We start from the raw sequence: 18,238 nt of genomic DNA on the forward strand, positions 1-18,238 counted from the left end.
GTTTTACGCATAAACACCGGAACGCACAATCAGCCGAAAGAATATCGGGGGGTGTCAGGCGACCGCGGTTTCAATGCCGAAGCTGTCATCCACGATCCTGAGCCACCGGCTGCGACGTGGGGCCTCGGCATAGTCCACGAGCTGAAGCGCTGAGAGAATAGCGGCCCAACGTGGATGATTTGCGGCTGGCAGCGTTTCCTCCGCAATCAGCATCATAACGCTCCAGGTGAGGGGCGGTGCGTTGATGACGCCGGCATCGCTAAGGCCGCGCAGAACCCGCATGACGTAATCGATATCCTGGCGCGTGATGCCCTTTCGATCCACTGCGCGACACAGCCTGTAGCCGCCGACGTTTTCTGTTAGCGCAAGACGCAGCTGGTCGAGTGCGAAGGCGCGCAGTTCATCCGGCACGTTCGCCGAGATCTCCATTGCGTGCAGGACCAATTCGAGCTCTAGCGCCGAGTTGACCACGCCGTCGGTCGCGACCATACGCATGAGCCAGGCCACGTTTATCTCGTCAAGTGACCCTTGAGGATAGGTGTAGTTGACGATGAAACCAGCGAGCTGCTCCACAAAGAAGGAGCTCCATTCCGGGCATTTTTCGGGGCAGGAATTGTTCAGCGCCAGCATGGCGACCACGTCGTCCGCGGTCCGGATGCCTTCCGGGAAGGTGTGCTTGCGCAGCAGACTGATATCTTCGGCCGTCAGCCGATGCTTTCCGGCGATCACACATGCCGGAAAAGCGAGACGGAATTCGCTCATCTTTTGTCTCCAGACCTCATCATGAGGCCGAAGGTCGTTCTAGCGCGAGCGAATTTATGATCCCTCAAGAAGCAGTGTTAACGGCGCACTCAACCGGTCACGACGTTTTTAACGATCGCGTCTGCACGCGCTCCCGCCAGATGATGAAGAGACCGGACGCGACGATAATCAGGATACCGATCCATTTGGAGAAGTTCGGGAAATCGCCGAAGAGCGCGTAGCCGAGCACAGTTGCGGAAATGATCTCGAAATACTGGAACGGTGCCAGCAGCGACAAAGGTGCCAGCCGGAAAGCGCGTACGATGACCATGTGGGCATAGCCCGAAATCGTCCCAAGAATCAGCAGCAGAGCGAGCGCCAACGCAGAGGAAGGCAAGGAGGGGTGGAAATCACCGACGCCAATCCCATTTCCCACGATCAATGCGGCCGCCATGAAGGCCGTACCGCCAATACCCGCCATCGTTTGCATCGTCAGCGGTGAATCGGCATCGCCGATCGCCCGGTTCAAAAAGAGATAGAGCGAGTACAGGAAGGCGCAAAAAACGGGCAAGAGCGCCTTCAGACCAAAGATCTCGTAGCTCGGCTGGATGACGATCATTGCGCCACCGAACCCGACGACAATCGCCATCCACCGGCGCCAGCCGACCTTGTCGCCGAGGAAGATCGCCGACAACGCGGTGAGCATGAGGGGTTCGACGAAATAGATCGCAAACACGTCTGCGAGCGGCATGTATTTCACGGCAACGAAGAAGAGCAGGCTCGCCGCTCCGTGGAGGACCCCGCGCAACAGATTCATCCAGGGGCGTTTGGCATGAAGCGCCTTGCGGCCGAAGATCACGAACAGAAACGGCAGCGTGCAGACGAGCTGGAAGAAGAAGCGGTAGAATGTCACCTGTCCCGGCGACATGGCCTCGAAGGTCGCCATGTATTTCGCGATTGCATCCATCGCCGGCAGCACGAGCATGGCACCCGCCATGAGGGCCATTCCCTGGAGAGGATTTTGGTGTTCGGGAGGATTGCGCATCGGTGAGATTCTATATCAGGTCCAAGGGGCTATACAGAAAGTCACGGTTCGGGTGAAGGGGCGCAAGAAGCCCTGCAGCCAGGAGCAGCAATTTGCGGATGCGAACGTTGCGCTGGTCTGCCCGGGATTTCGAAGTGACCGGATCAGCGAGGACGAAGTTAGCCTTCCGCGCGCTTTAGGGGCAGCGCCGATAAGTGTTCATTGATTCGCTGTTGAAGGCCTGCGAAATGGAGCGTGGTGCCAACATCGGCGAAAGCATCAAGCGGCCAACAACAAGGTCGTCAGGGACATCGCGCTCAGCAGCGCCGGCTCGAACACTCGGCAGTCATGAAGCGAGCCTCGACCGAATGGGGGGTGAAGCGAATGCCAGCTTCGCGCTGGGGAGGGCTCTTCCACAAGTCGCTTCAATAGTGCGCTCGAGATTATCTCCTGTCGAAGATGAAAGAGAAGAGCTCTTAATAACCATCGCAGGGATGGTTGGTGCGGTCGAGAAGACTCGAACTTCCACGGGTTGCCCCACAGCGACCTCAACGCTGCGCGTCTACCAATTCCGCCACGACCGCATCGTGGTAGGCGCCGATTTGTGCCGGCGGGGCAGCATGTAGCAAAAGCGTTTGGGGTACACAAGGGCGATATGACAGATTTTTTCAAAACAGATCACAGCATTTGAATCGCCCCTAAAACGGGGCCATATAGCCTTCGCAATGCTGCTATCGAGCAGAAGCGACAAGGAATGGCCATGCTACGTACCGATCTTGAATTCTCCATGTTGCCCCATGAAGGCTCGCGGCCGATCCGATGGCGGATCGCCGACGGCCTCGTGCCCTATGCGGAGGCTGTGGAAAACATGGAACGCGAGGTCGCGGCAATTGCAGACGGCGGCGACGAGCTCGTCTGGCTCGTGGAACATCCGCCTCTCTATACTGCGGGAACCAGCGCGGATGCCAAAGACCTTGTGCAGCCCGATCGGTTCCCCGTCTTCGCCACGGGACGCGGCGGCGAATATACCTATCACGGGCCTGGCCAGCGCGTTGCTTACGTCATGCTGGACTTGAAGCGCAGGCGCCAGGACGTGCGCGCCTTCGTCGCCGCGCTTGAGGAGGTGGTCATTCGTACGCTGGGATCGATGAACGTCCGCGGCGAGCGGCGCGAGGACCGTGTTGGCGTCTGGGTGCGCAGGCCGGACAAAGCGGCTCTGCCCGATGGCACGATGGCTGAAGACAAGATTGCGGCGCTGGGCATCCGGCTGCGGAAGTGGGTAACATTTCACGGGCTGTCGCTGAACGTCGAACCCGATCTCGACCACTTCAGTGGAATCGTTCCATGTGGAATTTCGGCCTATGGCGTTACAAGCCTCGTCGATCTCGGCCTGCCGGTCATGATGGCTGACGTCGACATCCAGCTCCGGCAGGCGTTCGAATCGGTCTTCGGCGATATGGTCAACGATAGCTGACGCAAAAGCCCTCGCGAGGAGAGCACAAAGGGTCGGGTGACCGGCCCTTTGTAGTTAGGTTGCTATTTGTCACCGATGTCGCGGCAGGCGTCCGAATGTGACGCTCCGCTATCCCCACCGGCCGTATGCACCTTGGAGTTCGTCTTCATGTAATCGCAGTCGGGCAGCGACTTGATGCTGGCTGTTGTCGTCCTGTCGACGGCCGACGACATCCGGCTCGGGGCGAATCCATCACTGTCATTCGTGTAGTCGGAAGAGTATTCCGGCGCCTTGCGATTGACATAGTGGACCGGCTTTTTCGGTACCATCTGGACCGGCGCAAACCCGTCACTATCGTTACTGTAGTCGGTTGAGTACTGCGGTTGGGCGAAGGCGGCGCTTGCCAGGCCGAGGGCGAGAATGGAAGCGGCGGCAGCAAATCTGAAGCGCATGGTAAATCTCCTCAATTCGTCATTGCAATGACAACGACACCAGACCCTCGGCAAGAGTGAGTTCGCGCTCGAATTGCGGCAAGAATGCGGGCAAAAAAATCACACAACTGCCGGCGTTTTATCAAATGAAATCACAGATACGCGACCGGATTTGACAATTTTGTGATGGAACATTGTTTCCTATTCCAGGACGGGTGGCGTCGGTATTTGTGCAATCAAAAGACGAGACATTAAGAGCTTAAACCGGGATGTTCTAAAAAGCCTTCATGCCGCTGTTAGTTGCGCGACTTGTCCCACCGTTTGACCAGCCGCTCCCGCTTGAGCCTGGAAAGGCGCTGTGTCCAAAAGACACCGTCGAGTTGATCGATCTCGTGCTGGATGCAGACTGCGAGGAAGTCCTGCGCGTCTTCCTCATGCTCGGCGCCGGTCAAATCACGGTATCGCACACGGATTGCCTTGGGCCTCACGACCTCGTCGGTCATGCCAGGCATAGAGATGCTTCCTTCAACATGGCGAATCGTCTCGTCGGACGCAATCATGATCTCCGGATTGACATAATAGCGTGGCCCGTCGTCACGGCTGAACTCGATCACGACGACCCGAAGGAACACGCCGATGTGTGCGGCGGTGATACCGACACCGGGAGCGGCCCGCATAGTATCCAACAGGTCATTTGCGAGTTTGTATAATCGTTCGTCAAAGACTTCGACGGGCTCGCAAACGGTTCTGAGACCGACGTCGGGGAAGCGCAATATGGGGCGGACAGCCACTGGCGAGGTTCCTGATTTCAGATGCGCCGAAACTATCGCCGCGCACGCGCATTGTCACTCAGGCGAGGCTTTTGCGGCTGGACGGGCTTCGAGCTTTCAGCTAGCACGAAGCTACATGTTTCGGCGCTTAGTCGTTGAACTTCAACCGGATGCGAGGGCGGCAAATCATGACGAACGACGCAGAAGAGCTCGTCCGCCCGCGGCCAGACAGCGGCGACGCCGACATCTATGATGAAAACGGCAACGTCAGAGGCGATTTCCTCGCACTGGTTGGCGCAGCGATCGCCGATCGCGATACCATCTTCCTGCGCCAACACGTTGCCCGCCTGCACGAATCCGAAATAGGCGACCTTCTCGAATCGCTGCAGCCAGACCAGCGCCTCGCGCTCGTTCGCCTCCTGGGCGACGAATTCGACATGACGGCGCTGACCGAGGTCGACGAGACGATTCGCCGTGAGATCGTCGACCAGCTGCCGAACGAACAGATTGCAGCGGCAATCGGCGAACTCGATTCCGACGACGCTGTTTACATCCTTGAGGATCTCGACACCGAGGACCGCGAAGAGATCCTTGCGCAGCTTCCGTTTACAGAACGCGTGCGGCTGCGGCGCGCGCTCGACTATCCGGAAAGCTCGGCTGGACGCCGTATGCAGACGGAATTCGTCGCGGTGCCACCGTTTTGGACAGTCGGCCAGACGATCGACTACATGCGCGACGAGGAAGACTTGCCATACTCCTTCTCGCAGATCTTCGTCATCGACCCGACATTCAAACTGCTGGGCGCCGTCGATCTGGACAAGATCCTGCGGACAAAGCGACAGACCAAAATCGAATCCATCATGCGGGAGACGAACCATCCGATCCCTGCGGAGATGGACCAGGAAGAAGCCGCCCAGCTTTTCGAACAGTATGATCTTCTCTCCGCCGCCGTCGTTGACGAGAACGACAGGCTTGTGGGCGTACTCACGATCGATGACGTGGTCGACGTTATTCACGAGGAAGCCGACGAAGACATCAAGCGCCTCGGCGGCGTCGGCGACGAAGAGTTGTCCGACAATGTGCTCTCGACTGTACGTTCGCGCTTTCTCTGGCTCGTAATCAATCTTGGAACGGCTTTGCTGTCTGCAAGCGTTATCGGGCTATTTGACGAATCGATCGAGAAGATGATCGCGCTCGCGGTACTGATGCCGATCGTTGCTTCCATGGGCGGCAACGCGGGAACACAGACGATGACGGTCACTGTCCGCGCATTGGCAACTGGTGACATCGATATCTACAACGCCGGGCGCATCATCCGCAGGGAGGCAGGGGTCGGCATCGCCAACGGCGCGCTCTTCTCGGTCATCATGGGCATGATTGCCGCAACGTGGTTCCACAATTACCAGCTTGGTTTCGTGATCGGCGCGGCAATGATCATCAACCTCTTTGCGGCTGCACTCGCCGGAATTCTGCTGCCATTGCTGCTGGATAAGGTTGGCGCAGACCCCGCCATTGCGTCGTCTGTTTTCGTGACGACCGTGACCGATTGCACGGGTTTCTTTGCTTTTCTCGGCATCGCCACATGGTGGTTTGGAATTTAGCCGGCTCGAATTTCGCTGCAGAAATTGACTATTACGTAAAAGTCAATATTATCACCTTCCTTAATGGTGGGGAGCCCATGCCGGTCAGCAAGTACTATAGCATAACCGAATTGACGCGCGAGTTTGGTGTATCGACGCGTACGCTCAGGTTCTACGAAGACGAAGGGTTGATCCATCCCGAGCGGCGTGGACGCACGCGGCTGTTCCGTCCGGCGGATCGCCGTCTAATCCAGGAAATCCTGCGTGGCCGGCGTATCGGCTTCACCATCGCGGAAATCCGCGAGATCATTCAGGTCTATAAAGAGCCGCCGGGCGAATTGGGCCAGCTCAAGCTCCTGATGAAGCGCGTCGATGAGAAGCGCGAAGATCTGCGCCAGAAGCGCAAGGATATCGACGACACTCTGACCGAACTCGACAACATCGAAGAGGCCTGCCTCGGGCGTCTCGCCGACATCGGCGTCGGCACCTGATTATTGCGCATCGACGCTGCACTCGCTCGCCAGTGCCAATATTCGCCCGTCATCCGGCTTGACGGCACCGGACTGGAATTCCGTGAAGAGATTTTCCTTCTGCAGCTTATCAAGCGTGCACTGGCAGAAGCTGCGGCATAGCGCTACGCCTTCCTGCATCGTGCATGAAGCATTGCATTGCTTCAGGTAGCTTTCGACGGGATCCGGTTTCGCAGGTGGAATTACCAAGGACAGCCCGTAGGCAATCGCGATCAGCACCGGCTGGTGAACCAGGTAGAAGGCGAGGCTATGGCGCCCGGCCTTCGCCGGCAAGCTTGACCCTGTACCAACCCCGGCAAGCCTCTCAAGCAGCCCCGTCCTCATGGCAAGCAGGGTCGCCGTCATGCCAAGCAGGAAGGGCACGCCCCAGGGAAAAATCGGCACATAGTCGTTCGATCGCTGCGGCATCTCGGCCAAGCCGATCCAGGCGAGGTAACGCGGATTGAAGATCGGCGAACGCAATAGATCCGGCGCGATCCAGGTATCCACCACCCATGCTGCAGTCACGACGGCCGTCGCAACGATGGTGACGGGCAGTGGTAGACGCAGGAAGACAAGGCCAAGCAGGCTGAGAGTGGCGATGCAATGCAGAATACCGAAGAATATCCATTCATTCGGGAAGATGAAGTGCGTCACGACGGAGATCGCAAGCGCGGCCGCGGCGATCATCGCAAACCGCTTCCAGAACGACCGCCAGCGAATTTCCGGCGTGTTGGCGAGGACCAGGCTGACCCCTACGATGAACAGGAATGTCGATGCGATCGCGCGGGCATAGAGCTTTAGCCAGCCGGTTTCAGCGGTGCCTGGGGTAAGGTAGCCCATAAACTCCATATCCCAGGTGAAATGATAGGTCGCCATCGCCATCAGGGCGACACCGCGTGCCGTATCCAGCAAGCCGATGCGAGGCGGCTTGACGCTCGCATGTGTTTCCGTCGCCGGAGCCTTCATTCACAATCCCTCGGATGAGTCGTTGCCATCGTTCGACGGCTTGGCGCGGGGAATAGGAGAAAGGTGGAGATTTGATGGCGGTTTGGCGTCCATAATCGCCAGACGCGCCTCAGAGAAGAACTGCCGCCTGGTCAGGACGACGATCACGATCGTCGTCGTCAGCATGAAAACATAGGGGTTGATGAACCAACCGAGGTAACCGATCGAGAGGAAGATCGCGCGCAGCCCCTCGTTGAAATGACCCGCCGCAATGATGTTCATGCGGATGACGCGTTCCGCCGCCCGCTCGGCGGCAATCACATCCTGTTCGGTGTCGCGCATCATCGGGATCGAGCCGAAAAGGATCGTGCAGTAGTTGAAGAGGCGATACGACCAGCCGAACTTAAAAAAGGCATATCCGAAAAGCGCTGCAAGGCCGCCGACCTTCATTTCGAAGACGGCATGCCCACTATGAAAGACGAAAGGCAGGTCGGCGAAGACCGCGTCGACCTTCTCCGTTGCGCCCAGCAGCGCAAAGCAGCTGCCGATGGCGAAGATCGACGTCGAGGCGAAGAAAGCGGTGCCATTCTGCAGGCCGGCCATGATCTGAGTGTCGATCATCTTCAGGTCGCGCCGCAGCGAATTGTAGATCCACTCGCGCCGGCGCTCCCGCATGGCGTGCGTGAGGCTGGTCCTGCCAAAGAAGCTCGAGCTTTGCAGCAGGCGCGCATAGCAGAACCAGATCGCCGCAAAGAACACCAGTGCAATGTAATCCGCTGTCGTCATCATTATATTGAATCAGGTTCCCGTCGCCGCGCCACTCTACAGATGCGGGCGCATGCTGCAATGACTGGCAAGCCGCCGCGCTTCGTTTTACAGATGTCGCACGCGTGAAATGCTATGTCGGTCCATCGCGGGGATCGCGAGGGCCGGTGGCGTAGGTTTGCGCAACAACTTTACAGGACGCAGTCATGTTCCTTTCCGTTTTCGACGTCTTCAAGATCGGTGTCGGGCCTTCCAGCTCGCACACGATGGGTCCGATGACTGCCGCCAATCGGTTCCTCGATCTGATTCTCTCCAACGATTGGCCGCGGCCGACCTCGGGCGCTCAGGTTGCGTCCATGAAGGTTAGCCTGCACGGTTCGCTCGCGCATACCGGGATCGGACATGGAACGGGCAGGGCCGTCATTCTCGGACTGATGGGCGAGCAGCCTAACAGCGTCGATCCGGACAAGATGGACGGCATCATCGATCAGGTGGAGCGTACCGGCCGGATCTCGCCGCCCGGCCATCCGAGCTATGGCTTCCAACCGAAGAACGACCTGATCTTCGACAAGAAGCAGCCGCTGCCCGGACACGCCAACGGTATGTCCTTCTCCGCCTTCGACAAAGACGGTCGGATGCTGATCAAGCGCATCTACTATTCCGTCGGCGGCGGTTTCGTCGTGACTGACACCGAACTCGAGCAGATGCGCGCGAAGAAGAAGACGCCCTCTGATTCACTCAAGGTTCCGTATCCTTTTGCGTCAGCCAAGCAGATGCTCGATATGGCTGCGCGCTCCGGCCTCTCGATCGCGCAGATGAAGCGTGCCAACGAGGAAACGCAGCGGAGCCGCGAGGAACTGGACGCCGGCCTCGATCGCATCTGGGAAGCAATGCGTTCCTGCATCGAACGCGGTCTCAAGGTCGATGGTATCATGCCGGGCGGACTGAACGTTCGCCGCCGCGCCCGCGCGATTCATGACAAGCTGCAGGAAGAGTGGCGCAGCAATCGCATCAACCCGCTACTCGCAAACGATTGGCTGAGCGTCTACGCCATGGCCGTGAACGAGGAAAATGCCGCGGGGGGTCGCGTCGTGACGGCGCCGACGAATGGTGCCGCGGGCGTCATCCCCGCAACGATCCGTTATTACGAGCATTTCCACGACGACTGGGACCAGAACGGTATCCGCGACTATCTGCTCACCGCCGCCGCTGTCGGCGGGATCATCAAGCACAACGCCTCTATTTCCGGCGCGGAAGTCGGCTGTCAGGGAGAGGTGGGGTCTGCAGCCGCAATGGCAGCTGCCGGCCTCGCCGCCGTCATGGGCGGTACGCCCGAGCAGATCGAGAACGCCGCCGAAATCGCGCTGGAACATCATCTCGGTATGAGCTGCGACCCCGTCGCTGGCCTCGTGCAGGTTCCCTGCATCGAACGAAATGCTCTCGGCGCAGTCAAGGCAGTTACGGCCGCGTCGCTGGCGATCAAGGGAGACGGCAAGCACTTCGTTCCGCTCGATGCCTGCATCGAGACCATGCGGCAGACCGGCAACGACATGAGCGAGAAGTACAAGGAGACATCCACTGGCGGGCTTGCCGTCAACGTCGTGGAATGTTGACTTTGTGGACATGCGACTTGCCGCTTGACGCTGCCCGATAAAAGGATTTCAACGGCGGCATGGCATTGCATCTCATTAAATTATGCGTAGGCGCGGACTCGATTGACGATCTGCGCGAATGGGTCGCCGAACGCTCTCTGCGGGCGATCGCGGCCGGGCTTGAGCCTCATTCCGTCCATACGACGAGGATGGTCCCGAAGCGGGTCGAGGAATTGCTCGAAGGCGGTTCACTTTATTGGGTCATCAAGGGGCAGGTTCAGGCGCGCCAGAAATTGCTCGACATCCAGACTTTTACAGATGGCGAAGGAATCTCACGATGCCATCTTGTCCTGGGGCCTGAAGTCATCGAAACGGCCGTACAGCCGAAACGAGCGTTCCAGGGCTGGCGCTATTATCCGCAAGAGGACGTGCCGCGCGATCTGAACAGCCTGGGCGAGGGAATTGCGGAAATGCCCGCAGACCTTCGCCGCGAGCTTTCTGAACTCGGCCTGCTCTGATCAGCGCAGGCGCAGTGTTACCGGTGCTCGTCCTTCCGGGCAGGTGACGTGAAGGTGGATATTGGCTTCCGCTTGCGAGCAGCGCCACGCCCGCGCGCCATGGCACAGCAGCAGGTTAATTAGATCTTTGGTCTTTGCCGTTTTTGGCTTCTGCCGCTGCAACCCCACTTCCGCCAGTCGCAAGGCCGCTTCATGTAGCGGGTGCAAACCGGCTCGCGGATTCTTGCCGGTTACCCGGCCGTGTGGCGGAAACTCCGGAATATTCTCGTTGATCGCCATTCTCATCCTCGTACGCATTACAAACCGAGTCTCAGAACTCCGTCGGATCAAACACACCGATCACGACGTCTTGGACTGCCGCCCGTGCATGTCAGGCGGCAGTCCTTTTGATCATTGGGCCGTGGCCCAGCATTTCACACCAGCCCGCTTCAGGGCATTGCAGGCGTTCACAGCAGCACGCTGGTCATCAAAGCCGCCGAAGCGTGCACGGTAACTTCCGGCGTTAGCGACCGCGATAGGCTTCGCGGAACGAAGGGCCTTGCCACCCTTGCTCTTGGCGCTGTCGAGCAGATCCATTGCGCCTTCCTTGCTGGCGGAAACACCAATCTGGACGGCCCAGCCAGCCAGCTGCGGCTCCTTGGTCGATGCTGTCGTCAGTTCGTCGACAGTCGTGTCGCCCTGTTCCGGCGGCACATAGGCAGGTGCCGGCGTCGGCGTGGCGACAGATGCCTGCTTGATAGCCTGGGTTTTGACCTTCTTCGGGGCCGGCATTTCCTGCTGGAGCAGCGGATTGTCGGACTTTGACTTGGCAACATCGGCATAGGCGACCTGCGCGGAGGCCGGCTGGTAGCGAGTGTCCGGGGTCGGTGCGGTGTGCGGCAGGCTGACTTCAGGCGCAGCTGAAGCAACGCCTGTTTCAGCGACAGGCGCTACAGGTTGCGGCACGGTCTGGGCGATCAGATCGGAGGAGCCGCCGCGGCTGGATGCTTTCGGCAGATAGGCTGCAATGAGCTTGCGCATCTGATTGTCGCGGGCAGGGGTCGAAGCACCGCCGAGAACAACGCCAACGATCGACTTGCCATCGACCTGAACGGAGCTCACCAAGTTGAAACCAGCGGCACGTGTATAGCCGGTCTTGATGCCATCGACGCCGCGCACGGAACCAACGAGACGGTTGTGGCTACGGATAACACGGTTGCCGAACTTAAAGCTCTGCGTTGAGAAATAGCCGTAATACTGCGGAAAATGCTGGCGAAGTGCGATACCGAGGCGGGCTTGATCGCGCGCGGTCGTCATCTGGGCGGTGTTCGGCAAGCCGTTGGCATTGCGATAGGTCGTGCGTGTCATGCCAAGGGCGTGCGCCTTGGCCGTCATCACCTGTGCAAAGCGCTCTTCCGAGCCGGCAAGCAACTCGCCAAGCGCCGTAGAAGCGTCATTGGCGGAAAGCGTCACGAGGCCAAGAATTGCCTGTTCCACGGTGATCGCACCGCCGGGGCGCACACCAAGCTTTGTCGGCGCCTGAGCGGAAGCGTGTGCGGAAAAGGGAACCGATGTGTCCAGACGGATGCGACCCTGTTCCAACGCTTCGAACGTCAGGTAGAGGGTCATCATCTTGGTGAGGGACGCCGGATACTGCAGACGATCCGCATTCTCGCTGTAGAGAACATTGCCGGTCTTTGCATCGACAACGATGCCCGCATATTTCGAATTGGCAGCCTCCGCATCGGCATCGATCGAGTCGGCCATGACGATACCGGCCGCGAGAGACAGCGCCGTAATCGCTCTTATCAGAAAATTGCGGGATCGCGATGGAGATACGGAGGAGACTGACCTTAGCACTATTCTACTCTTCGCTTGCATTTCGGATACTGGAAAGATCGCCCGCCTCCCGGCGCGATCGTTCTCTCCGCAAATTATCCGTCCGGGGTTACCAATCCGTTATGATTAATCGTTTCTTTCGCCACATCGGATCATTCTAGCGACGTGTCGCAGAAGCGTTCACAAGTCGCGCCTCCACAAAATGGCGAATAGCGGCGTCAATATGGTCCCAATCGGGCAGATGCGCGCTTGAGAAGCGGTAAAGCACAGTTAAATCGCGACCGACTTTTATATCGCGCTGGCAATCGCCGCTGGTGGCCATTTGAGGCGTCGCTGGCAAGGCGCAACGCACGACGTAATCCGGAGCGCCGGCGCGTGGCGCGGTCAACAGAACTTCGCCAGCATAGCCTGCGTCTGCGCGCAGGCGGTGCAGCGTCATGCCATTGGCAAAGGGCACGCCGTCACCCTCGATCAGATGCGAGTAGATCGGCTCGAGGCGTCCGGACATATCTCGCGACATCGTGCTCTGCGCGATCCGGAGGAAGATCAGTCCCGACGACCGGGCAATGTCGTCGAAACGCTCGCGATGCTCCTTGCTGTAGCCCTGCATTTCCGGCCATGTGAGATAGAGGTCCGCGCGTTCGGATAGGCCGTCTTTCCGCTGGCTGGGGAAGCGCAGTGTGTTTTCGGGAAGCCTGAGGGTATCGCGGCCGATCGTCAGGGTGATCGGAGCGGTCGAATCTGTATTGCCGGCGAGGGAAATGCGGCCCCCAAACCAGCGACCACCGAAACTGATGATCAGCGTCAATGCCGCAATGCAGGCGACAACGACAGTAAGACGGACGATGAAGCGCGTCGAAAGGAGCGGCGACTCCTCAATCTCGTGGGCAGTACCTGTATGGTTCATGGCGGCCTTCGGATGTCAGACCGCCGCGAAAAGAACAGGAGTCGCCGGTGCCGTTGATTATTTCGGCAATGATCCGGCCATCACAGTTAACAGATAGTTAAACGCACATGAAGCCGGATAAAAATGAACCGCTCCCGGGACAGCGGGAGCGGTTCTATGGCGCCGGTCAGGGACGGGGATGCGGGGGACGACCGGAACCGTATGGTTGTCGCCATCTATCCGGCGACAGCATGCTTACTTGACGCTACCGACCGCTACTGCGCGACCATCCTGCAGCTTGACCCAGCGAGTCGGATCGTCGGCGGACTGACGTTTCAGGTACGTGTATTCTGTGTCGGCCCAAAGCATGACCTTGTTGCGCATGTTATCGAGAATGAAATCGCCGCGGTCGGTGCGGACCGTCAGCACCGCATGGCCTTCGCCATTCGGCTGCAGGACCACGGTCATCAATAGATCGGAAGGCGAAAAGCCGGCCTCGATCAGCATCTTGCGCTTCAGCAGCGCATAGTCCTCGCAATCGCCAGCCGTGCGAGGGTAGGCCCAGCGCTCCTCAACGCCGTAGATTTCCTTGTCAGTCAGCGGCGTGATCGACGAATTGACCTGGTAGTTCACCTTAAGGATCGTCTTCCAGCGCTCTTCCGTCAGAAGGAGTTCGCCTTGATCACCGGCCGCATTGGCGCAATCGGCGGGCATCTCCTTGCAGAATTGATAGGCGCCGATCGGCGGGCTCGCATTTCCAAGGACCGTCATGTTGAGGGGGCTCGCTTGTCCCGAACCCGCCATCGCAATCAATATCGCACCGACGGCCAAACTGCCTTTGATGAAAGTTGCTATCGTCATTTGTCGTCTCCCCGTTGTGAGAAGAACCTGACACAGACGCTTTTATTCAGCGCAAAATTACGCAGTTAAATTAATGGCTTAGTTTATTCAAACACGCAGAGAAATCGACTAAAAACAAAATCGAATACACCTAAAATTCGAACCGGTTTCGCGCTAATTTTGATTAAAATTGTTCCTTCCCCGGAAAGGCGTCCGGCGTGTGATCGGAGCGTTCTGGGACAAATTATTAACGGCGCGACCAGACTGGAGGTTTCTGGAGGACTTTATTTACCATCCAAGCCGGTCGCGGTGCTGGCCTGCGCTTCGATTGAAACCGAGGAACTAGCGCCAAAAGTGGCCGATTGCCCCAGCGATTTCAGCTTCGGTGCCAGAATTATTTTTGAGAAATTTAGCGAAAAGCGTCTGTCGCGTCGACGATTGTGCCCGCCAAATCCTCGTGCGATGCCGAATGGGCGGCATTCTCCACGACAACAAGCGTGCTTTGCGGCCAGGCTTTCCAGAGCTCCCATGCCGTTACGAGTGGCGCCTCTAGGTCTAGCCGCCCCTGAACAAACACACCAGGTATGCCCGCCAGTCTTTCTGCATCACGCAGCAGGACGCCGTCGTCCAGCCAGGCGAGATTGCGGAAGTAATGTGTAATGATCCTAGCCCGTATCAGCAGGTAGCTGGGAATCTTGCCAGCGGCGAGGGAGCCCCTTGGGATCAGCGAGGAGGATCGAAGCCGCCTCCCAGTCGTGCCAATTGCGCGCGGCCTCAAGGCGGACGTCTATCCGGGGCGAGTTGAGAAGACGGTGATACCCCTCAAGTACGCCGAGTTCCCTGAAATCGGCAGGAAGTGCGTTCAGCAAGCGGTCCCACTCCGCGGGAAAGAGCCTGCCCATTCCATGCACGAGCCAGTCGCCGCGTGGTGGTAACCCCTGCAAGCACCATCGCGCGAACGCTCGCGGGATAGCTCTCAGCATAGGCAAGTGCCAACGTCGACCCCCAGGAGGTTCCGAGCAGCAACCAGCGTGTCACCCTGAGATGATTTCGCAGCCTCTCGATGTCCTCGACCAAGTGCCAGGTGGCGTTCGCGTGAAGTTCGGTGCTCATATAATATCGGCAGCGCTTGGCAGACTACGGCCGCAATTGCGCTGGTCAAAGAGGACGATGCGATAGAAAGAGGGATCAAAGTAGCGACGAGCGAACCTCGAACAGCCGGAGCCGGGGCCTCCATGCAGGTAGAGCGCCGGCAAACCATTCCGATTGCCGCAGGCCTCCCAATAGATCCACTACCCGTCGCCCACATCGAGAAAGCCGTGGTCGTAGGGTTCTATTTCAGGATAGAGACTCGTCATGCGCCACCCTTCCGGCAGCCCCACGCATCATGTGCGCGACGCACTGATGACAGCAATCAAAGAAACTCGCGAAGCGTTTCGCGTGACTGGATCGACAGGAACTCGATCGCGACGCCTTCTACGAAATGACGGACGACGCGGCCACGCATGTTGCCGAGGCGAAGGGGTGTACCAATCGGCGGACGCACCTCGACATCGACTGCGGCGCCGGAGAGCGACAAATCCATGATGCGGCAGCTGTAGCGGGCGCCGTCTTCCAACGTGATTTCGGTTTTGGTCTCGCGCGGCGTCAGGCGATCGTGACGCCGGTCTTCAGGAAGACCGAGTTCATGCTTGTTTGCAAGCCAGGTGAGCTGCGCCGCGAGCTTCTCCCGCTTGCGTTCGGTCGCATGGATCGACATGGAGAAACCACGACCATCGACCGTCTGCACATAGCCTTCGACGCGTCCGAGGTGGTCGATGTAGGCTACAACACGCTCGCTGGCGCGCGGACGTCCCTGGCAAGTCACGTACATGTCGCCCGGCGACATGTCGATCACCAGGCACTCAAATTCCTCGTAATTCGCCAGCATCAACCGGCCCTGCATGTTAATAGGTACGCGTTGAAAGGCACCTTGTTCGAGGCGAGGCGCAGTCCGTTGCGTCTGAACTTGCTGGAACGCGTGCATCAAAGGGCTTCTTCATAAAATACAACCGCCCGATCATTACCCGCAATCCCTTAACAGAAGGTTGTTCAGGTTCGTCCTCTACACACGCAATCAGTTGTGTCGAACCGGAACACTGGGAGTGTCGGCTTCAACAAATAGACCAGACATGACGCGTCGCATTGTATCGGCGATCGAGGGTGGACGCGCGTATAGCGTGTGCTTGTCCTCAAGCTCCGTGTCATTAGGCTCCTCATCGCCGCCAAGCCGTTCGTGCAGCAATCTGCTGCGATCGAGAGCGAGGAACTGGAGCGGCACGACTTCGAGCCAGCTTAACGCGGCCGCAGGAGCGATGGCACCCAGCAGCTTGTCGCATTCGCCGTTGTCGGAGCGTAGCGGCAGCAGGATCACTTCGAAGCAGGCACGATGACCGGCCGCAGTGAAACCCGTGGCGTTGAGCAGCGCGGGGATCGCGTGCGTCATGACGCCGACCGCTGTGGGCTCGATGTCGTCATTCCCATACGCCCAGAGCTCGGAAAACGGGGCGCCACCGACATCGCGGCCAAAGAGATCGCAAATACGCGTTCCGGCAAGACGGAACGCGACGCGACCTGTGTCGGTTGTTTCGAGGAGAAACACACTTGATAGAATCTGCCGCAAATCCGTTGGCTCGACCTGCGATCTCAACGGCGCAAGGTCTTGGCCGCGGATGCGATTCCAATATTCGAATAGGTCGATCGTGGTTTTGAGACGCATTACGGCACCGGCTGTTTCACTTTGGATCAAAACACAGCCGTCATGGCCGTGCAGTCTGATGCCGTGCGTATTTCGTGCCAACTCGCGGCGGTTAAGGTTAAGGAAGGGTTTCGATTGAGCCGCCAGCCGTGCCGTGGCAGTGTTTCCTCATCGCTTCCTGCCTTCGGGAAGTTCAGCACGGACTGTCGGGCACGGGTCTATCCCTAGACGCTCGAAGGCCGTTCGGTCTTTGCCGGACGGCTTTTTTTTTGACCTTTCGTCCTGTAAGGCTGTGCCGCAATCAAGCGAGGACGAAGATGAACGAGCACTCGGTCGAGCCGCAAGCGGCGATGGAGCCTCCGGCACCGCGGTCACCCATCTTCAACCTTCCAGGCTCGGTGCTCGCAGCACTTGCGCTATTGGGGCTGATATACGCCGTTCAATCACTGTTTCTATCTGGCAACGGTCTCGACTGGCTGTTCTTCAATTTCGGCTTCATTCCGTTGCGGTACATCACGCCGTTGTCGGAGCAGGGCCCGCAACTTCTCTGGACGCCGATCACCTATTCGCTCCTTCACGGCAGCATAGAGCATATCGTTTTCAACGGGCTATGGCTGATGGCCTTTGGTACGCCGGTGGCGCGCCGAATTGGCGCGTTCCGATTTGTCACCTTCTGGGTGCTATCCGCGATCGCGTCGGCCGCTCTCCATGCGGCCTTGAATTGGGGGGAGGCCACATTGCTGATCGGCGCGTCCGGCGTGGTGTCCGGCCTGATGGGCGCCGCCTGCCGCTTTGCATTCCCACCGGAACAGCGGATTGCCCGACCGGCGCATCTCAATGCGCGTCTTTCGATGCTCGAAGCGTTTCACAGCCGCACGGTCGTCGCATTCATTCTCTTCTGGTTCGTGGGCAATCTGCTAATTGCCGTCGGCGTCCCGCTGATCGGCGACGGGTCGCAGGCAATCGCCTGGGACGCCCATATCGGAGGGTTCATTTTCGGCTTCATTCTCTTCAGTCTTTTTGACCGGAAGCCGCCCGAGGAGCCGCCAACTTCAGAAACATCGGATATATTGCAATCTTGAGAGTTGGAGTGCACCATTCGAACTGATCCGTAATGGGAGGAGAAACCGCCGCGGATGCCTGTGATCAGTAGAAGTGCTTCACTTTCGACATAGGAGGTTCAAAATGTCCAATACAGTCAAAGCCATACTCGATACAAAAGGCAGGGATGTCGTAACCGCCGGGCCGAACACGACCGTTTCCGAAGCGGCTGTGATTCTCAGCAAGAAAAAGATCGGCGCCATTGTCATTGTTGGGATGGAGAACAAGATTTCCGGGATTTTCACGGAGCGCGACGTGGTGCACGCGATCGCCAAGGGGGGAGCCGCCTGTCTCGATCAGCCCGTTGGCTCGTTGATGACCGCAAAGGTTTACCGGTGCCATGAAGATTCAACCGTGAACGATCTGATGGGGCTGATGACAAGCCGCCGGTTCCGCCACGTTCCCGTTGAGACGAATGGCAAGCTCGCGGGTATCATCTCGATCGGCGACGTCGTGAAAACCCGGATCGCGGAAGTCGAACTGGAAGCAGAGCAGATCAAGGCCTACATCGCCGGCTGAACGCTT

General features: G+C 58.5%; 19 protein-coding genes, 1 tRNA gene and 1 pseudogene. 7 read left to right on the plus strand and 14 right to left on the minus strand.

Translation table 11 applies throughout. The features are described from left to right. Positions 1 to 54: 54 nt before the first annotated feature. The 3 genes from K9B32_RS02535 to K9B32_RS02545 form a co-directional block, all read right to left on the minus strand. On the minus strand, positions 55 to 762 hold the full coding sequence (locus K9B32_RS02535; RefSeq protein ID WP_224560310.1) for a hypothetical protein: 708 nt from the start codon (positions 760 to 762) through the stop codon (positions 55 to 57). Between the two features lie 97 nt (positions 763 to 859). Continuing rightward, positions 860 to 1,738 carry a DMT family transporter gene (locus tag K9B32_RS02540; RefSeq protein ID WP_224560311.1) on the minus strand — a complete coding sequence of 293 codons (879 nt, stop codon included), beginning with the start codon at positions 1,736 to 1,738 and terminating at the stop codon, positions 860 to 862. A gap of 526 nt (positions 1,739 to 2,264) precedes the next feature. After that, positions 2,265 to 2,349, minus strand: a tRNA-Leu gene (locus K9B32_RS02545). 170 nt (positions 2,350 to 2,519) lie between these two features. Here K9B32_RS02545 and lipB point away from each other — a divergent pair. Continuing rightward, positions 2,520 to 3,239, plus strand: a complete 720-nt coding sequence (gene lipB, locus K9B32_RS02550) for a lipoyl(octanoyl) transferase LipB (RefSeq protein ID WP_224560312.1) — start codon at positions 2,520 to 2,522, stop codon at positions 3,237 to 3,239. Positions 3,240 to 3,301: 62 nt separating this feature from the next. Here lipB and K9B32_RS02555 read toward each other — a convergent pair whose 3' ends face one another. Further along, positions 3,302 to 3,670, minus strand: a complete 369-nt coding sequence (locus K9B32_RS02555; protein ID WP_224560313.1) for a hypothetical protein — start codon at positions 3,668 to 3,670, stop codon at positions 3,302 to 3,304. Positions 3,671 to 3,945: 275 nt separating this feature from the next. Further along, positions 3,946 to 4,440: a peptide deformylase gene (locus tag K9B32_RS02560; protein ID WP_224560314.1), complete on the minus strand. Its 495-nt coding sequence runs from the start codon at positions 4,438 to 4,440 to the stop codon at positions 3,946 to 3,948. A 167-nt stretch (positions 4,441 to 4,607) separates the two neighbouring features. Here K9B32_RS02560 and mgtE point away from each other — a divergent pair, with 167 nt between their 5' ends. Together mgtE and K9B32_RS02570 are read left to right on the plus strand one after the other, a co-directional pair. Beyond that, on the plus strand, positions 4,608 to 6,020 hold the full coding sequence (gene mgtE, locus K9B32_RS02565) for a magnesium transporter (RefSeq protein WP_263490463.1): 1,413 nt from the start codon (positions 4,608 to 4,610) through the stop codon (positions 6,018 to 6,020). A gap of 77 nt (positions 6,021 to 6,097) precedes the next feature. Next, the gene (locus tag K9B32_RS02570; protein WP_007793852.1) at positions 6,098 to 6,490 is read left to right on the plus strand and encodes a MerR family transcriptional regulator; all 393 of its coding nucleotides are present in this window, start codon (positions 6,098 to 6,100) and stop codon (positions 6,488 to 6,490) included. Here the strand turns inward: K9B32_RS02570 and K9B32_RS02575 are convergent, their stop codons facing one another. Then, complete coding sequence (locus tag K9B32_RS02575; RefSeq protein WP_224560315.1) at positions 6,491 to 7,477, minus strand: heparan-alpha-glucosaminide N-acetyltransferase; 987 nt, start codon at positions 7,475 to 7,477, stop codon at positions 6,491 to 6,493. Then, complete coding sequence (locus K9B32_RS02580; protein WP_224560364.1) at positions 7,478 to 8,242, minus strand: DUF599 domain-containing protein; 765 nt, start codon at positions 8,240 to 8,242, stop codon at positions 7,478 to 7,480. A gap of 185 nt (positions 8,243 to 8,427) precedes the next feature. On the opposite strand from K9B32_RS02580, the gene K9B32_RS02585 reads away from it, so the two are divergent. Both K9B32_RS02585 and K9B32_RS02590 read left to right on the plus strand, forming a co-directional pair. Further along, positions 8,428 to 9,834, plus strand: a complete 1,407-nt coding sequence (locus K9B32_RS02585; RefSeq protein ID WP_224560316.1) for an L-serine ammonia-lyase — start codon at positions 8,428 to 8,430, stop codon at positions 9,832 to 9,834. A 59-nt stretch (positions 9,835 to 9,893) separates the two neighbouring features. After that, positions 9,894 to 10,331, plus strand: coding sequence for a DUF1489 family protein (locus K9B32_RS02590; RefSeq protein WP_007793840.1), 438 nt, complete (start codon positions 9,894 to 9,896; stop codon positions 10,329 to 10,331). On the opposite strand, the gene K9B32_RS02595 is transcribed toward K9B32_RS02590, so the two are convergent. The 7 genes and pseudogenes from K9B32_RS02595 to K9B32_RS02625 all read right to left on the minus strand — a co-directional run bounded on the left by K9B32_RS02595 (position 10,332) and on the right by K9B32_RS02625 (position 16,633). Further along, the gene (locus tag K9B32_RS02595; protein ID WP_007793839.1) at positions 10,332 to 10,610 is read right to left on the minus strand and encodes a hypothetical protein; all 279 of its coding nucleotides are present in this window, start codon (positions 10,608 to 10,610) and stop codon (positions 10,332 to 10,334) included. A 111-nt stretch (positions 10,611 to 10,721) separates the two neighbouring features. Beyond that, positions 10,722 to 12,191 (minus strand): serine hydrolase, encoded by a 1,470-nt coding sequence (locus K9B32_RS02600; protein ID WP_224560317.1) that lies wholly within the window; start codon positions 12,189 to 12,191, stop codon positions 10,722 to 10,724. 115 nt (positions 12,192 to 12,306) lie between these two features. Then, positions 12,307 to 13,056 (minus strand): hypothetical protein, encoded by a 750-nt coding sequence (locus tag K9B32_RS02605; protein WP_224560318.1) that lies wholly within the window; start codon positions 13,054 to 13,056, stop codon positions 12,307 to 12,309. Positions 13,057 to 13,290: 234 nt separating this feature from the next. Beyond that, entirely contained in the window at positions 13,291 to 13,896 is a 606-nt protein-coding gene (locus tag K9B32_RS02610; RefSeq protein ID WP_224560319.1) for a transglutaminase-like cysteine peptidase, read from the minus strand. A 388-nt stretch (positions 13,897 to 14,284) separates the two neighbouring features. Beyond that, positions 14,285 to 15,233, minus strand: a pseudogene (gene pip, locus K9B32_RS02615) (prolyl aminopeptidase). Positions 15,234 to 15,289: 56 nt separating this feature from the next. Next, positions 15,290 to 15,901, minus strand: coding sequence for a PilZ domain-containing protein (locus K9B32_RS02620; RefSeq protein ID WP_037082881.1), 612 nt, complete (start codon positions 15,899 to 15,901; stop codon positions 15,290 to 15,292). Between the two features lie 90 nt (positions 15,902 to 15,991). Further along, positions 15,992 to 16,633, minus strand: a complete 642-nt coding sequence (locus K9B32_RS02625; RefSeq protein ID WP_224560320.1) for a PAS domain-containing protein — start codon at positions 16,631 to 16,633, stop codon at positions 15,992 to 15,994. A 296-nt stretch (positions 16,634 to 16,929) separates the two neighbouring features. Between K9B32_RS02625 and K9B32_RS02630 the strand changes: the two genes are divergently transcribed. Together K9B32_RS02630 and K9B32_RS02635 are read left to right on the plus strand one after the other, a co-directional pair. After that, the gene (locus K9B32_RS02630; protein WP_224560321.1) at positions 16,930 to 17,694 is read left to right on the plus strand and encodes a rhomboid family intramembrane serine protease; all 765 of its coding nucleotides are present in this window, start codon (positions 16,930 to 16,932) and stop codon (positions 17,692 to 17,694) included. A 103-nt stretch (positions 17,695 to 17,797) separates the two neighbouring features. After that, positions 17,798 to 18,232 (plus strand): CBS domain-containing protein, encoded by a 435-nt coding sequence (locus K9B32_RS02635; RefSeq protein ID WP_007793817.1) that lies wholly within the window; start codon positions 17,798 to 17,800, stop codon positions 18,230 to 18,232. Positions 18,233 to 18,238: the final 6 nt, after the last annotated feature.

It is taken from the genome of Rhizobium sp. 3T7, assembly GCF_020166565.1.
Lineage (GTDB): Bacteria > Pseudomonadota > Alphaproteobacteria > Rhizobiales > Rhizobiaceae > Rhizobium.

Excerpts from the sequence above, each read along its gene's own strand:
- lipB (WP_224560312.1), top strand. The coding sequence starts at position 2,520 with ATGGCCATGCTACGTACCGATCTTGAATTCTCCATGTTGCCCCATGAA.
- K9B32_RS02610 (WP_224560319.1), bottom strand. The coding sequence starts at position 13,896 with ATGACGATAGCAACTTTCATCAAAGGCAGTTTGGCCGTCGGTGCGATA.
- K9B32_RS02585 (WP_224560316.1), top strand. The coding sequence starts at position 8,428 with ATGTTCCTTTCCGTTTTCGACGTCTTCAAGATCGGTGTCGGGCCTTCC.
- K9B32_RS02595 (WP_007793839.1), bottom strand. The coding sequence starts at position 10,610 with ATGGCGATCAACGAGAATATTCCGGAGTTTCCGCCACACGGCCGGGTA.
- K9B32_RS02620 (WP_037082881.1), bottom strand. The coding sequence starts at position 15,901 with ATGCACGCGTTCCAGCAAGTTCAGACGCAACGGACTGCGCCTCGCCTC.
- K9B32_RS02570 (WP_007793852.1), top strand. The coding sequence starts at position 6,098 with ATGCCGGTCAGCAAGTACTATAGCATAACCGAATTGACGCGCGAGTTT.
- K9B32_RS02600 (WP_224560317.1), bottom strand. The coding sequence starts at position 12,191 with ATGCAAGCGAAGAGTAGAATAGTGCTAAGGTCAGTCTCCTCCGTATCT.
- K9B32_RS02575 (WP_224560315.1), bottom strand. The coding sequence starts at position 7,477 with ATGAAGGCTCCGGCGACGGAAACACATGCGAGCGTCAAGCCGCCTCGC.
- K9B32_RS02555 (WP_224560313.1), bottom strand. The coding sequence starts at position 3,670 with ATGCGCTTCAGATTTGCTGCCGCCGCTTCCATTCTCGCCCTCGGCCTG.
- K9B32_RS02635 (WP_007793817.1), top strand. The coding sequence starts at position 17,798 with ATGTCCAATACAGTCAAAGCCATACTCGATACAAAAGGCAGGGATGTC.
- K9B32_RS02535 (WP_224560310.1), bottom strand. The coding sequence starts at position 762 with ATGAGCGAATTCCGTCTCGCTTTTCCGGCATGTGTGATCGCCGGAAAG.
- K9B32_RS02605 (WP_224560318.1), bottom strand. The coding sequence starts at position 13,056 with ATGAACCATACAGGTACTGCCCACGAGATTGAGGAGTCGCCGCTCCTT.
- K9B32_RS02625 (WP_224560320.1), bottom strand. The coding sequence starts at position 16,633 with ATGCGTCTCAAAACCACGATCGACCTATTCGAATATTGGAATCGCATC.
- K9B32_RS02630 (WP_224560321.1), top strand. The coding sequence starts at position 16,930 with ATGAACGAGCACTCGGTCGAGCCGCAAGCGGCGATGGAGCCTCCGGCA.
- K9B32_RS02540 (WP_224560311.1), bottom strand. The coding sequence starts at position 1,738 with ATGGCGGGTGCCATGCTCGTGCTGCCGGCGATGGATGCAATCGCGAAA.
- K9B32_RS02590 (WP_007793840.1), top strand. The coding sequence starts at position 9,894 with ATGGCATTGCATCTCATTAAATTATGCGTAGGCGCGGACTCGATTGAC.
- K9B32_RS02580 (WP_224560364.1), bottom strand. The coding sequence starts at position 8,242 with ATGACGACAGCGGATTACATTGCACTGGTGTTCTTTGCGGCGATCTGG.
- mgtE (WP_263490463.1), top strand. The coding sequence starts at position 4,608 with ATGACGAACGACGCAGAAGAGCTCGTCCGCCCGCGGCCAGACAGCGGC.